The following is a 14,950-nucleotide window of genomic DNA, read 5'->3' as shown; positions in this document are numbered from 1 at the left end:
CTTATTTAACAGGGATGGATTGTATTGATAGAATAAAATCCCGCGCAATAAACACGTTACTGAAGGTCTAATTGCAATACCTAACGTCTAATCACAACTCTTGCGTGAAAACTTAAATGGATTGGAAAATTATTTTTGAAGAGAAAAATCTTTATTATGAACAGAGAGGAAATGTTTAAAAAATAGACATGGTGTTTAAAAAAATGGTAGTTTAGAGAAGGATTACGCGAATATTGTATCTAACGCCACCTTAAAACCGGTTAGGATTGTTGAGCCTATACTTTCGTCTTTTTGTACCTTGCCAATAAGGATAAATTTACCGTTCTCGTTTTTATAAGATTCAACCCACTTTTCCATCGGATCGACTATCCAGTATTCCTTTACCCCGTGCTTTGCATAAATATCCTTTTTATGTATCAGGTCATAATAGGCAGTAGTAGGGGATAATATCTCTATAATAAGATCCGGGGCACCTTCTATTTTTTCCTTTTTAATGATTCCAACCCTATCGTTTGAAATAAAGATTATATCCGGTTGGTATGTTTCTTCATCTTCAAAATATACATCGACTGGTGCATGGAGGACTTTTCCCAATTTTTGTTTAAGCTCTGCATGTTCATAAAGTAGATATCCAAGCCGTTTTGATATTTCCTGATGATATGTGGATGGCGCAGGTGTCATTACGAGTTTTCCCCCTATTAGCTGGTACGGTTCTCCTTCGGGGAGTTTTGCATAATCATCGTATGTATAGATTTTCTTTTCATCCGGGGCAGCGTCTATTTCTGTCGTTCCTCTCATAAAAATTCACTCTCTCACAAAAAATAAATTGTACTAAAGTACCTAAGCCATAACCAAAAGAATACCATTAAATAAAAGGATAAGGCAAGAAGTTTTCCAATTGCATAACAGTTGGAAGAGAAAAACGAGGCTTTCGGTTCTCAATAAAAATTTTATTTCAATATGTCAACGAATCTTTTTGGTTCATGATATAAAGTCAGATAATCGCGGGGGACTCCAATATCGATAAAGAAACCATGTACAATTATCCCATATAACCCATGATTTACAAGAGAAGGCAGGATTTGATTCTCCAAAGAAACATTGCCGGAAGAAATACCATGAAAAACTTCGCGACGAAAAATGTATACTCCTCCGTTAATCAAGCCATCCCTTTCCGAACTCTTTTCAACAAATCTTACAACTTCTCCTTTTTCATTCCGTTCTACCCTGCCATAACGACTTGTATTCTGTGTCTGTACCAGTCCTATAGTAGCCTTTGCGTGCCAGGCATAATGGCGAGAAACCAATTCATAAAAATCTGCATTTAAAAAAGAATCTCCATTCATTACAATGAATTCATCATCGTCAACATGAGTTAGAGATTGCCTTATAGCTCCTCCGGTTCCCAGAGGCTCTTTTTCTTTGGAATATCTAATCTTAACCCCAAAATTTTTACCATTACCAAAATACGCTTTAATCACGTCACCCTTATAACCAATAGAAAGAATTATTTCTTTAATTTTCCATTTAGCAAGCTGTAATACTAAATATTCTAAAAATGGTTTTCCAGCTACAGGGGCCATAGGTTTCGGTACATCTTTGACAACTTCCCTTAATCGTGTTCCAAAACCCCCGGCTAAAATGATAGCTTTCATTTCCTCACTCTATTTATAGTGTACACTTTAGCCTTTTGAAAAACCGTATATTTATATACAATCTGCATGAAAGGAAATACGTAGCGCTGGTGGTTTATCTCCCGCACAGGCCGACCACAAGGGTTCGGCGCTACCTTTTTCACAAAGCTAAATGTTACTTTATAGTGAACCAAAAAGTAAGGTGTCATTCCTCGTATCAAGTACGTGGCATGTTCTGCGAAAGCAGGAATTAAATCAAGCCTTCGGCGACTTTCTCAATGTAGAGCGACGAGCCTCGTCGTTCTACAACCGCAGCTTTGAAATTCCTTGTATGTTAAATTAGGTTTGCCGGGTAAAACAAATTTGCCTTTTTCTGTCATTCCTGTGTAAACGGGAATCCAGATAAAGAAAGCGAATGGATTCCCACTTGCGTGTGAATGATATCGAAGAATAGAACGTCAACTTTTTTAAGACGTTTACAAGAGTTTTTGATGTCCTGCAATTGCTATGAGGGCGGCGGTTGCAAGGAACGGAATTTCACCACGTAAAACTGCCTTTATCAACACGTCCGGCTCTATAAAGACAATCTCAGTCTCTTCCATGTCATCTTTATCCTGATCGGCAATCTTTTCTAATCCACGTGCGATAAAGAAATGAGCCCTTCCACAGCCTTTGTTCCCGTCAACAAGAAAAGAGCCAATAGATCGCCATTCACGGGCACTGTAACCGGTTTCTTCAAGAAGTTCTCTTTTTCCCGCTTCAATTGGGGTTTCCCATTCTTCCAGGCAGCCTGTAGGCAGAGTCAGGGAAATGGAACCCAAAGCATGCTTGTACTGGCGTTCAAGCAGTATCTTATTGTCTGCGTCTCTTTGTGCATAAATCATTACGTACTCTGGCAACTGAATGCGGTAATAGTCAGCTACGATCCTTCCACTGGGGAGTTTGACTTTATCCACATGTATTTTGACCCATGGCGGGGCGGAAAATCGCTCCTGACTACTAAGAAGTTTCCAGGGTCGTAGTTTTTTTGGAAGGGCATTATTCGTTTTGGTTGGCATTGGTTGCTCAAGCATATTTTTGTAAAAACTCCTCAATTGTCTTAAGTATAAAATCACATTCTTTCCTGCCCAGATCCTGATGTACTCCGATATGTATTCCGTTTTCCCCAATATATTCAGCATTGGGGAAATCACCCCTCTTATGTCCCAGGAAACTAAAGCCGGGACACTGGGTGGGTATGGAAGAAAATAGATTTCTTGTGTCAATTCCATTTTTTTCTAAATAATTTACCAGTTGTGCCCGTGTAAATCTGACGTTCTCTTGAATGATAATGGGAAAGGCATGGGGGCCTATTTCTTCACCGGGCTCTTTTTCAATGGTTGCCAGGAAAGATTCAAATTTTTTGGATTTTTCTATAAGGTAATAGAGATTTTCTCTTCTTTTCTTGAGGATATCTTCATATATTTCAAGATTTCCCAAACCAACGGCAGCCTCCAATTCATTCATTTTTGAAGAGAACCCTACTCGCTCAAAAATAAATCGTATATCTTCATTTTCTCCGTATCGGAATCTCTTCGAACAATAAGCAGATGCCGTATTGAGAACACAACTTTCACACTTGCATGCCCTCCCGTGACTTCGTAAAGATCGTAATATTTCTGCAAAATCAGGATTGTTTGTAGTTACTATTCCACCTTCTACCGTTGATATTATATGCGCTACATAGAGACTAAAGGCCGCCATGTCTCCCAGCGCACCTGCACTTGTACCTTTGTATAAGGCTCCATGTGCCTCTGCAGCATCTTCTATCACAATTAAATTATGCCTCTTCGCAATGACGTTAATTGCGTCCATTTCTGCTGGTTTGCCCATAAGATGAACTGGCATTATTGCCCGTGTCTTTTTTGTAATAACGTTTTCTATCTTTACTGGGTCGATATTCAGGGTCTTTCTGTCGACATCAACAAAAACCGGCGTGAGGCCAGCCTGTAAAACTGCGTTACCGGTTGCCACGAAGGAAAGGGCCGGAACGATGACTTCATCCCCTCGTTTTGCTCCGTAATCGTGTAAAACTGCTAGTGCCAAAGCATCGGCATCCGTTCCCGAGCCAAGCGCTATAGCTTCTTTTACGCCTACAAGCTCAGCAAATCTTTTTTCAAGTTCTCTTACATATTTCCCGCTTGATAGCCTGTTTGACCTGAGTGCATAGTCTATTAATTCTTTCGACTTCTCTGTTACTGTTACCGTGCCAAATGGTATCTTCACTTATACTTCATCTCCTGATTCTTCACTGTAGTACACAATACGGCTTCCCGATGCCTCGAATCCGAAGGGAACGTGCAACAAAAACCCCAACGTCTCCTTCAGCTTCTCTCTATCTTCTGGTTTCACAAAAAACAAAATAAAACCACCACCACCTGCCCCCAGGATCTTGCCGCCTATGGCTCCCGCCTTGCAGGCCATCTCATAGACATGGTCAATGTGGGAATTCGACACCTTATTCGACAGATTCTTTTTAAGTTGCCAGCTCTCGTGAAGTAACTTCCCGAAATCAGCAATGTCATCATTGCCATTCAGGATAGTAATTGCTTCTTCGACCATGCTTCTCATGGTTTGGAGTTCATGGGTCTTATCCTTTATTCTGGAAATCTGATCCTGAGCTATCCTGGAGGCAATTCGTGTAAAACCGGAAAAAAATAACATCAAATGGTTTTCCAATTCCTGCAACCTGGCCTGACTAATGGTTACTGGACTGATTTCAAAGTGGTGATCATTTGAAAATTCGATCTTATTCAAACCACCAAATGAGGCAATAATCTGATCCTGTGAACCTACGTTTTCCTTTATCATCTCCTGCTCTATATGGATTGCATCAATCGCCAGTTTCCTCTTTGATACCATTTTTCCATCCAGGGCATACAATGCATGGAGTAACCCTACGGTGAACGATGAACTCGAACCAATCCCCGATCTGGCTGGAAGGTCTCCATCATGGTGGATTTCTAAACCTTCAGAAACATTCATAAATTTAAATGTTTCTCTCACAGATGGGTGAAAGATTTCATCATTTTCATTAACCTGTTCGAATTTTGAATATACAATCCTATGTTTATATTCAAAAAAAGGGGGGAGTTTTCTACAGCTTATATAACAATACTTATCGATAGTAGTCGACAAAACAGCACCACCATTTTCGTGAAACCATGAAGGGTAATCAGTTCCCCCACCAAAAAAGGAGATGCGAAAGGGTGTTCTGCTGATAATCATCCTGGAGACCTCCTTAAAATCACGTAGTAACATTTGCCCTGTACCATGCCATAGTTCTTTGTATTCCCTCATCTAAAGAAACTTGTGGGTACCATCCCAGAGTATTCCTGGCTTTTGTTGTATCAAGACAAAGCCTGGTTTTTATCGTTGGTTTTGATATATCGTATTCGATAGTGATGTTCCTGCCGGACTGGGCTACTATTTTTTTTACAAGTTCATTTATAGATATAGAGCTACCATAGCCAATGTTAAACAATGCAAACCTTGTTCCCTGTTTATCAATCGCAAGCTTTAAAAAATCCACGAGATCTGAGACATATAAAAGATCCCGTTCCTCTTCTCCACTGCCCCACACCGTGATCTTCCCATTATTTTCGGCAGTCATAACCTTTGTTACCGTTGCTCCAAAGACGTGCGATCTTTCGAAATCAAATTTGTCATACGGACCGTAAATATTTGAATGCCGTAGAACAGTATATTTGGTGTTACCTATCCTTGAATAAAATTCACACATCTTTTCGATATAAACCTTTGTCCATCCCGCACCGAAGTAGTTTGGATGCATTTCCTTGTTTGGATCAAAATCCGTTTCTTTCACCGGCAGGTCGCTTGATTGATACATAACGGTACAACTAAAAAATAAGACATGTAATGCCCTGTTTTCGTAAGCAGCCCTGAAGATAAGCGAATTCATGACTGCATTATCGGTAACGTGATAATAAGGCTTTGTAATAATTTCTTTTGCACCAGAAGTTGTGGCCGCTGCCTGGATAATTATGTCCATTCCCTTTACTACCCTGGTTACATCTTCCTTATGAGTGAGATCTGCGTGTATCATTTTGATTTTGGGATCCTGTAATGGCTTTGAATCAAAATATGTGCCGTAGACTTCAAAATCGTCTCTTTTTATAAGAGTCTCAGCAATGTTTCTTCCGATGAATCCGGTGGCACCGCATATCAGGACTTTTTTCTTATGCACTTTCCCAAACCTCAATAAACTGATTGAGAATTTCCTTTGGTGTCTTTTTAAACGCTGGAAAGAACGCTGTTATCCTGTCATTTGATATATTCCCAACATCATACAAATAGGTACCGAATCGTACCTTTTTATTGAGTAAATTGGCTACCTCAGAAAGTAAGATATTACCTGTTGATGCCACATTGAATATGCCCTTAATGTCATTGTGTATTGAAAACGTAATGAAATCTAAGATATCTGAATGTAAAACATAGTTAAATCGTGAATTGCCCGAGAGAAATAAAGGTTCTTTTCCCCCTTCAATAATTGTCGTGAGTGTGTTCTTTCTCGCATATTTGCCCAGAAGCGTGGTTGGCCTTAAGATGAGAAAATTGCGTCCTTTTTTTCCCACAATAGATTCTGATATAAGTTTGGTAGTTGCATATATTCCTTTGATAGTATCAATACGAATCAATTCATCCTCTGCATGAGTGTCAGAATTCTTCGGATATAAGTCTACCGTTGAAAAAAATATAAACTTTTTATGAGGAATAGACACCAACTCGTTCGTGAGAAATACGTTGTCTTTAAAATATTGATAAAGTAAATCAGAAGTTATATCTTTTTGTGAATTAAAGGCGCAATGGATAATGACGTCTACACCGTCTCTTTTTATCTTCTCAAATTCTTCTGCGGATGTTGATCTGGTGATACCCGTTCCACCGAGATTTTCATAAATGTATTTCCCTATGCCGCTGAGTACCCCGGTAATAAGTATTCTCACACTAACTCCCTGTTTCTACGTGTCTTTTGCTGGTTGAATCGTTTCGCTGGTTCAATCGTCCTCGATTGAACCGAAACATTTGGCTTTTTCCCAACCCTTATAACCTGGTTCAAACGTGTGGTTCAATCTGCAAGATTGAATCAGCCTTGGGCATAATTTTACTGAGATTTTCAAAGACTAAATTGTCACACAGTCTGAAATTCATGAGATGGACTTACTTGCTTGCAACGGTAGAGATAAGCGCCTTTTTTATTACCATACCAGATTACTTCTTTACACCAATCTTTCCAGGATGACCAGGTCAAACTAGAGCGGTCAATGAGATAATGATATTTTCCTTTTTCAAGTAAGGCAGACTTTCCTTTTAACGCTGCACAGTACATTTCCCAGATATTGTAGGACAATTCTACGGATAGATCCTCCTTCTGAAATGGTAATTTCATCAAATCTCTGTTATAGGAGACTGACTCATGCAATAAACCCGGAGGAAGGTTCATTTCTTTTTTTACTAGAAATCTATCAAGTATGTTTTCTGCTTCCTCATAAAAAATATCCAGTTTATTTTCTGTACACAATTTGATTAATATTAACTCATCAGCAGGCCACCAAATATTGAGCCATTCTTTGCATTCACAATACTCTGCGCCTCCATTTTGAATGTCGAGTGCTTTATCAACAAAAAAGCTATTTATCTCGGAAAGTATTGGTAACGTCTTTTCTCTCGTAAAAAGCTCAATTAACTTCTTAAATCTGGTTCTGCACATGGTATGAAGAATTATTAAGGGTATTTGTAAAACCTTGTCAAAGTGCAGGAAAGACGTCATCCAGCTGAAAACCCTGGCCTTAACCCAATCTTCCAGGGGCATTGTATTCGTCCCGACAACGAGTTGTTGTGTCTCGTATATTTCATCAGTATCATCGAGACTCCCGTGGATGTTGATGATCTTTGTTTCACGGGCAACAAAATCATATTTATTTTGATATTCAGGGTTACCCATCTCAGTATTTGGAAGAAGGGACAGGTTATTAAACTGTATCCTGTTATGCTGGCCATTCTCTATAACAGAAGACACTCCCTCTATAAAAGTTTCATATGTCTCTTCAGGCAAGGCCAAAATAATATCAGTATAGGTTTCCACATTGTCGGTGGTAAATTTATGCTGAAGTTCCTGAAAGACGTTGATTGATATATTTTGGCGGTTTACACTCTTTAATGTGTCTTTGTTCGTAGACTGAAGGGAAAGCGTTACTCCCTTATTCAAGCCAGCATCAGAAAGTATCCTTTGTATCTCATACGAGCGTTCCGTGGAATTCTTTGTGTTCTGCACTGATAATGCCTTTGGATAGCCATACTTCTTTTTGTTTCCGGCTACGTATTTAACAATCTCGATGTCCCTCTTAAGCATTCCAAAGTTTGCATCACAACAATAAATGAATTCAATTTTACGATCACTAAACCAGTCGATTTCTTCAAAAATCCGTTTGAGATCGTAGGCGTAGACTTTGACATGTGTGGCTGCTCCCCAGTTACAATAGGAGCAGGAAAAAGGGCAACCCCTATTAGTCTCCCACAGTGCAATCCATTGTTCTTCTGAATGTATCTCCATCAGGCGATCAAATACTCCAGCAAGATAGGGGGAAGGGATGGTATTCAGGTTTGAAATCCTTTCGCATCTTTGATTTTGAATAAGTTTGTCATTTTCGTCGATATAACTTATGGAGGGAACTTTTGCCCAATTACCGGTAGTGCAATTTTCTAAAATATTCAGAAAAGGAATCTCTCCTTCTCCATGGCAAACAATATCCACGAAAGGATTATTTCGCAAAAATGGTTCTACAACATTTGGAACCTGCATACCACCAAAAACAATGATTGAATCCGGCATCTTTTGCTTAACATGCCTTGCTATTTCAAGAGATATCCTTATATTCCAAACATACGTACTGAAGAATACCATATCTGCATCAAGCAGTCTTTCTACCGCTACTTTGATTGGAATACGTTTGTAAATCGGCGGCAAGAACTCAAATTTATTGATATCTTTCAGATATCTCTGGGCATATCCCTGGAGAAAACCAAGCGAATAGGGGAGGTAGTTCTGCCCGGAAAAGCTATTGTTTATCTGTACCATTCCCAGTTTTATTTTGTCATGTGAATTTTTGCAAACTTTTGTCATCTTAGAATACAGTCAAGCAATGAGCGCTTTTTTATGAAATACATTATAATGCTGTGGCAATTTATTCATGTTTTCCCGATACCATTCAATGGTTTTAGCAATTCCATCCTTCAGAGATACCCTGGGATTGTATCCAATTTTTCCCCTGGCCCTTGTTATATCAAGCACTCTCATATACTCACCGACAGGTTTTGATGTATCCCACCGGACATTTAATCCCGGAATATAGGATGATATAATATCTACAAGCTCCTTAATAGTGACTCCCATACCGGAACCAAGGTTTATTGGGGTACAATCGGCTGCCTTTTCAAATGCCAATAGAATTCCCTCGGCCACATCATCGGCAAACACAAAATCTCTAACTGCTGAACCATCTCCCCACACAGTGAAAGGGTCTTCCTTTTTTACCGCACGCCTGATTAAAGAGGGAACAACCATTGCAGATGAGGGATCAAAATAATCAAAAGGGCCATAAACATTGGCTGGTCTGACAATGGCTATATTACTCCATCCGAATTCTATTTTATAACTTTCTGCCTGAAGCTCCCCCATCTTTTTGGCCCAGCCTGCGAACAGGTTCGTGTGATGAGGGGGGCCATTCCATGCAATGCCTTCTTTTTTAGGTTCATTTGCAGAAGGATAGATGCCAATAGTGCTCGTATAGAGATACCTCTCAACATCCCATACCCTTGCTGCCTCCATAAGGAGGGTGTTAAAAATGAGATGGGGAACAAAAAAACTGGCAGCCCTGGCTTTCCCCGTCGAAACAGCTCCTTTTGTCCCGGCGAGGTTGAAGACATAATCCATTCCTTTTACTACCCTATTACAAAACTCCCAGTTCGTTAAATTTCCCCTGATGAATTCCGCTTCCTGATGAGCCAGTGCTGGATCGTCTAAGGAGACAATTCTCACCCTCGCTCCACGCTCAATGAGCATTTTCACAACAGGTATGCCAATCAAACCAGTTCCGCCGGCTACAAGTACTTTTTTCCCCTTATACATCTATCCTCCCTTTGCTATTTTTCAACAGTAAGTGCCTTCCATGGGCAGCGGGAAAGTTCATATCTCCAGTAATCCAATATGTCTTTGAGTGTCTTTTCAAGCGGTATCTCAGGCTTCCATCCAGTTTCTTTTCTGAATTTTTCAGTAGATGGGATCTGAAGTGTTACGTCCGAAGGTCTCAAAAGGTTAAGATCAACCTTTACTTCACATTTTTTCCCTGAAAATGAGAGCATCTTTTCCAATGCATCCCCAATTGTCAGTATTGTATCACCGCCGATATTATACACCTCTCCGGGGTTACATTTGTTCACTAAAAGCCAGTAAGCCTTTACAGCATCTCTTACGTCACAGAAGGTTCTGACAGATTTCAAGTTACCTACGTGTATAACAGGTTCTCTGAGACCCAATTCAGCGGCGGCAATTTGTTTCCCAAAAAACGACATTGCAAAGACATCGCCTCGCCTGGGGCCAGTATGGGTAAACATCCTTGTCCGAATAGTTTTAATCTTGTAAGAAACCCAGTATTGATAAGCAATCATGTCCTCGCCTACCTTACTTACGGCATAGGGAGAGGCAGGTCTAAAGGGGCAGGATTCCTTAATGGGGACTTCTTCCTCTGAAACCTGCCCATAGACCTCAGAGGAGGAACAAATATGGATAACAGGATTAATTTCAGAAAGGCGAACGGCCTCAAGCAGATTTGCCGTGCCAATGACGTTTGTCCAGAGGGTCTGTACAGGGGTATTGAAGCTGGTCAGGACGTAACTTTGTGCTGCCAGATGAAAGATGATGTCGGGCTTGATGGTCTTAAAATGTCGTAACAGACCACTCAGGTCACAAAGGTCAGCCTCAACCATCTTTATGTTGTTATAAATCGTAGCCAGATTATCTTTCGGGCTTCTCCACCTGCACAGGCCATAAATTTCGTGTCCCTCTTTCAAATTAAGGACGTATTCAGCAAGATGACTGCCTACAAAGCCAGTTATGCCTGTAATCAAAATTTTCATACTGTGGAATCCCCTCTATGGTTAATCAAAATGGCCCCTTGAACTCTACTTCCTCGATTTGTAATTCAGTACGAGGTTGCCATGTCTTTTTGCCCGAAAATAGCATCTGGTACGCATTCAGTGCGATTGTTTTTGCATCGGGATAAAAATATCGTTCAAGTGATGGTGTTGTTGGACACGGTACAGACGCAAACCCCATTCTCTTAAGTACCACATCTCTGGGTAGATTTCTTTCAATAAGTTGGGTAATTATCTCTGCGCCAGCCCCGCACGTCATCCATGCATTGTCTATTACCATGAGCCTCTTTGTTTTTAATGCTGAATCTAGAATTGTATTTATATCCAAAGGGCTAAGGGATACCGGGTCTATGACCTCCGCCTCTATATGAATTTCTTTCAAGTATTGACGTGCCCTCAAACATTCAATAGCCATTTGTGAAATTCCAACCAGGGTGATGTCTTCTCCATTAGCAAGAATCCTTGCTTTCCCGAAAGGTACGGTATAGTTCCCGGTTGGTACATAACCACGTTGATAATAAAGGAGCCTATGTTCTATAAAAAGGACCGGGTTATCGTCTCGAATGCCCTGTGTCAAACATCCTTTTGCATCATATGGTGTTGAAGGGGCAAATATTTTGAGTCCGGGAATATTCATAAGCAACGGATAAATACTCTGTGAATGTTGAGCCCCTTGTCCCCAACTCTTACCAATGATAGAGCGAACAACCATGGGAATGAATACTTCTCCGCCAAACATATACCGCATTTTTGCTGCCATATTAATAAGCTGGTTCATAGCTAACAATACAAAATCCATTCTTATATGAGTATGTATCGGCCTTAGGCCAGCGAGGGCTGCACCTATGGCAACTCCTGTCATACCATCTTCAGCCAGGGGGGTATCAAAGACTCTTTCAGTGCCAAATTTGTCTACAAGTCCCTTTGTGGTTCCCAAGGTGCCTTTAGGGTCATCTATGCCTTGTCCCAGAACAATTACTGAAGGGTTTTGAGTCATTTCCTGCTCAATAGCTTCCTTTATTGCTTCTGGATAACTCAAAATCCGTTGCATTTTGAGTCCTTAAAAAGATCAGTATAAAGTTCGTTTGCTTCAGGGAAATGGCTTTCCTCAGCAAATTCAAAGGCGTCTTTAATCTCCAGCTCAATTTCGGATTCGATTTTGGTTGAAATATCAGTATCTAAAAATGATTTCAATTTTTTTAGCTGGTCATTTTGTATCCAATATTCAGCTTCGTCTTTGGTTCTGTATCCTAAATGGAAATCATCGTTAGGGCCAACATGCTCTTTCCATCGATACGTGATGCATTCAAGAAATACAGGCATTATGTTTCCCAGCATACTCTGTTTGACATAATTATTGGTAAATTCGTATATTTTGAATATATCACCATCATCAATCCGCTCTGCCCTCATGCCATAAGTCCGTGCCCGCTCGTAGATATTATCAGAATGCCGCCGTCGTAAATGATGAGAATGTATTGCATAGAGGTTGTTTTCACAGATAAACAATATCGGTAATCTTTTCAAGGTGGCGAAATTCATACTTTCATGGAATGCCCCCTCATCAACTGCACCGTCACCAAAAAAGCTTACGACTATGGAATCTGACTTTTTGTACTTTAGTGCATAGGCATAACCAACGGAAAGGGGGATTGTTGTACCAACGATTGCGGAAGTGCCCATGACTCCCCTGGCGATATCGATGAGGTGCATTGATCCGCCCTTACCTTTTGAACAGCCAGTCGATTTCCCATAAAGTTCTGCAATCATCTTCTTCAGATTTCCACCCTTAGCAAGATACATTGCATGACCTCTGTAAGTTCCAAAGACTGTGTCATCCGGTCTTAGTGCTTCGCAAACACCCACCGAAATGGCTTCCTGACCAATTGATAAATGAACCGGGCTTTTAATTTTGTCCGTATGATAAATCCTCGCAATTTCTTCTTCAACCCTGCGGATCCGGTACAATGAACCATAAAACTTCTCTGTTAACTTGTGAATTTGATTATTCATATGAGACGTCTTAGAAACTTATCCCTATGGTTCAATTTTGAGATACGATTACAGCTTAATCAATTGTAAGGCTAATCCGTTTATGTAATGGTTGTGGCAAATCGGCTAAAAAGGCTTTTATGTCTTGTTGCTGGGATTGTATTGCTAATGACTTTTCCCAGATGGTCCGCGCTTTAAGGTGGTTTTTAGCCATTTTATAACAATGTCCCAGTAAATTATAGAGGGGTACTACTTTGTCATTATCTGTCCGGGTGGTTTCTGACCACAGTGAGTTGATACTGTCAGCCGCCTCTTTGTTTTTCATAAATTCTTCCAGGGTGAAAATGGCATCTCCATATTTTTCCTGCTTGTAATAAAGATTTCCAAGGTTGTAAAATGCCTCCAGGTATGAGTTGTCAAGTTTAATAGCCATTGCGAAGAAGGTTTCCGCCTGTTTATCCATACCCGACTCCACGCAGCACTCGCCCAGCAGGTTATACGCCTCAGTGTTGTTTTTGTCTTTGAGCAACGCTTCTCTGAAATAGTGCAGTGCTTTGATATACTTTTTTTGAATTTTATTGATGATACCGAGCAGAAGATTCACTTCGGGAAGCGAAGAATCATTCATAAGGATCTGCAAAAGTATGTTTTTAGCCTTTGTATAATTACTTTTCTTTATGAGGAGTTTACAAAGGGATATGGCTGTCGGTATGGATTCCGGCTTTAACCTGTGAGACTCAGAAAGGAAGGATTCAGCTTCATTCTCCAGATTATTATGGATGCAGCACAATCCCATGAGGTAGTAAGTTTCATGGTCGCCGGGATTCGCAAGTACAACCTCTTTAAAATGTGAAAGTGCCATATTGTATTCTTTGCGTTCCATATACAAAACGGCAAGATTGTAATGTGCTTCTGTCAAGGAAAAATCCACTTGTAATGCTTTTTTGAAGTTGTTAATTGCCTCTGTATAGTTTTTTTTTCTGGCAAAAAAAATACCAAGGTGATTGTATCCTTGTGAATAATCAGGGTTCATTTCGACTGCCGTCTTTAGATACGAATAAGCCTCCTCCCAGTTGCCTTTTTCAATGTTTGCATTTGCGAGTGTTAAGTTGGTTTCAAAATTGGTATGATTGTCTTTATGGTTCCCGCTGATGGGTACAGTTTGTAATGAATTATTTTTCATTAAATTTAGCATGGTTATTTTCCTTTATTTAAAATTTATAGAGAAGAAACTGGTTCTTTTTCCTTTGAATTTGTTTGTTTAGGGTTCTCCCGTAACTTTTGAGCAATTTCAGCTATGGCATGTTTGGATACCGAGGCTGCCTTTTTGTTTTCTTCCTGGATCTTTTCAAATATTTCTTCTCGGTGAACCTTAATATGTTTCGGTGCAATGATACCCAGTTTGACCTGTTTACCCTGACAGTCTACAATAGTAACTTTTATCTCATCGCCTATGGTAATGCTTTCTCCTAACTTCCTTGTCAGTATTAACACGATATTTCACCTTTCTGAAAATTGATGAATTAAGTTCGAACAAGTGGATGATGTAAACTATAATAGTCTTCAGTTACTATAAATTGTTTTCCTTTTTTATTTTTCATGTTGATAATTATAGGGCCTTTGAGATTCATGGTAACGTTTGATGGACTATTCCCTAAGGTGACCGTACAAAATATTTCAACGTTTTTTGTATCCTTGATGCCTAGTGATGACAGGTCACCTATGGACTTTATCGGATTATAGTCGGAAAAAAAGGGCATGGGATTCAGGATTGGAAAAGCAATGAGAGGGTCTTTTATCGAAACCAGCCATTCGAAGGGAAGGCATTCTTCGATATCAACGATAACAAATTGCTTCAAATCTTCAAATCCCAGCAGACCACTTTCAAACGTTATAATGTTTTCTTTTTCGATGCGTAAATTACCAAATTTTTCTGTTGATAAATTCAGTGTATTGCTGTTTTTTAGTTGTCTGTCTTCCATTTTTAACATTTTTTACTCCTATCTTAAAATTTTAAAGTGATGTACTTTTATAAAGTGTATTTAGCAAAGATTATACCATCTGAAAATACCCTAATGTGCCGGAGGGTAATAATGTCCTATGGTGTA

15 protein-coding genes are annotated in these 14,950 nt (G+C 39.8%); all 15 read right to left on the bottom strand.

All coding sequences use genetic code 11. From position 1 onward, the window contains the following. Positions 1-222: 222 nt before the first annotated feature. The 15 genes from E3K36_04090 to E3K36_04020 all read right to left on the bottom strand — a co-directional run bounded on the left by E3K36_04090 (position 223) and on the right by E3K36_04020 (position 14,833). Positions 223-798: a Uma2 family endonuclease gene (locus E3K36_04090; protein MCF6154430.1), complete on the bottom strand. Its 576-nt coding sequence runs from the start codon at positions 796-798 to the stop codon at positions 223-225. Between the two features lie 152 nt (positions 799-950). Beyond that, entirely contained in the window at positions 951-1,655 is a 705-nt protein-coding gene (locus E3K36_04085) for a hypothetical protein (GenBank protein ID MCF6154429.1), read from the bottom strand. 455 nt (positions 1,656-2,110) lie between these two features. Next, a complete protein-coding gene (locus E3K36_04080) occupies positions 2,111-2,815 on the bottom strand; it encodes an NUDIX hydrolase (GenBank protein ID MCF6154428.1) in 705 nt (234 codons plus the stop codon). Continuing rightward, on the bottom strand, positions 2,700-3,899 hold the full coding sequence (locus E3K36_04075; protein MCF6154427.1) for a DegT/DnrJ/EryC1/StrS family aminotransferase: 1,200 nt from the start codon (positions 3,897-3,899) through the stop codon (positions 2,700-2,702). The genes E3K36_04080 and E3K36_04075 overlap by 116 nt, the downstream gene beginning before the upstream one ends. Continuing rightward, on the bottom strand, positions 3,900-4,901 hold the full coding sequence (locus E3K36_04070; protein ID MCF6154426.1) for a kinase: 1,002 nt from the start codon (positions 4,899-4,901) through the stop codon (positions 3,900-3,902). Between the two features lie 19 nt (positions 4,902-4,920). Beyond that, positions 4,921-5,904: an NAD-dependent epimerase/dehydratase family protein gene (locus tag E3K36_04065; GenBank protein ID MCF6154425.1), complete on the bottom strand. Its 984-nt coding sequence runs from the start codon at positions 5,902-5,904 to the stop codon at positions 4,921-4,923. Next, entirely contained in the window at positions 5,873-6,643 is a 771-nt protein-coding gene (locus tag E3K36_04060) for an NAD(P)-dependent oxidoreductase (GenBank protein MCF6154424.1), read from the bottom strand. Before E3K36_04060 ends, E3K36_04065 begins: the two co-directional genes overlap by 32 nt. A gap of 185 nt (positions 6,644-6,828) precedes the next feature. Continuing rightward, positions 6,829-8,820, bottom strand: a complete 1,992-nt coding sequence (locus tag E3K36_04055; protein ID MCF6154423.1) for a radical SAM protein — start codon at positions 8,818-8,820, stop codon at positions 6,829-6,831. 12 nt (positions 8,821-8,832) lie between these two features. Next, entirely contained in the window at positions 8,833-9,825 is a 993-nt protein-coding gene (locus E3K36_04050; GenBank protein MCF6154422.1) for an NAD-dependent epimerase/dehydratase family protein, read from the bottom strand. A gap of 14 nt (positions 9,826-9,839) precedes the next feature. Next, positions 9,840-10,832 carry an SDR family oxidoreductase gene (locus E3K36_04045; protein ID MCF6154421.1) on the bottom strand — a complete coding sequence of 331 codons (993 nt, stop codon included), beginning with the start codon at positions 10,830-10,832 and terminating at the stop codon, positions 9,840-9,842. 25 nt (positions 10,833-10,857) lie between these two features. After that, positions 10,858-11,901, bottom strand: coding sequence for an alpha-ketoacid dehydrogenase subunit beta (locus E3K36_04040; GenBank protein ID MCF6154420.1), 1,044 nt, complete (start codon positions 11,899-11,901; stop codon positions 10,858-10,860). Further along, positions 11,886-12,863: a thiamine pyrophosphate-dependent dehydrogenase E1 component subunit alpha gene (locus E3K36_04035; GenBank protein ID MCF6154419.1), complete on the bottom strand. Its 978-nt coding sequence runs from the start codon at positions 12,861-12,863 to the stop codon at positions 11,886-11,888. Before E3K36_04035 ends, E3K36_04040 begins: the two co-directional genes overlap by 16 nt. Positions 12,864-12,918: 55 nt before the next feature. Continuing rightward, a complete protein-coding gene (locus E3K36_04030) occupies positions 12,919-14,037 on the bottom strand; it encodes a tetratricopeptide repeat protein (protein ID MCF6154418.1) in 1,119 nt (372 codons plus the stop codon). A 23-nt stretch (positions 14,038-14,060) separates the two neighbouring features. Continuing rightward, positions 14,061-14,336, bottom strand: coding sequence for a carbon storage regulator CsrA (csrA, locus tag E3K36_04025; protein MCF6154417.1), 276 nt, complete (start codon positions 14,334-14,336; stop codon positions 14,061-14,063). A gap of 29 nt (positions 14,337-14,365) precedes the next feature. Continuing rightward, the gene (locus tag E3K36_04020) at positions 14,366-14,833 is read right to left on the bottom strand and encodes a flagellar assembly protein FliW (protein MCF6154416.1); all 468 of its coding nucleotides are present in this window, start codon (positions 14,831-14,833) and stop codon (positions 14,366-14,368) included. Positions 14,834-14,950: the final 117 nt, after the last annotated feature.

The sequence above is a fragment of the Candidatus Brocadia sp. genome (assembly GCA_021646415.1).
Classification (GTDB): Bacteria; Planctomycetota; Brocadiia; order Brocadiales; family Brocadiaceae; genus Brocadia.
Note: the sequence above shows the minus strand (reverse complement) of the source record. Positions and strands in the feature narration are given on the sequence as shown.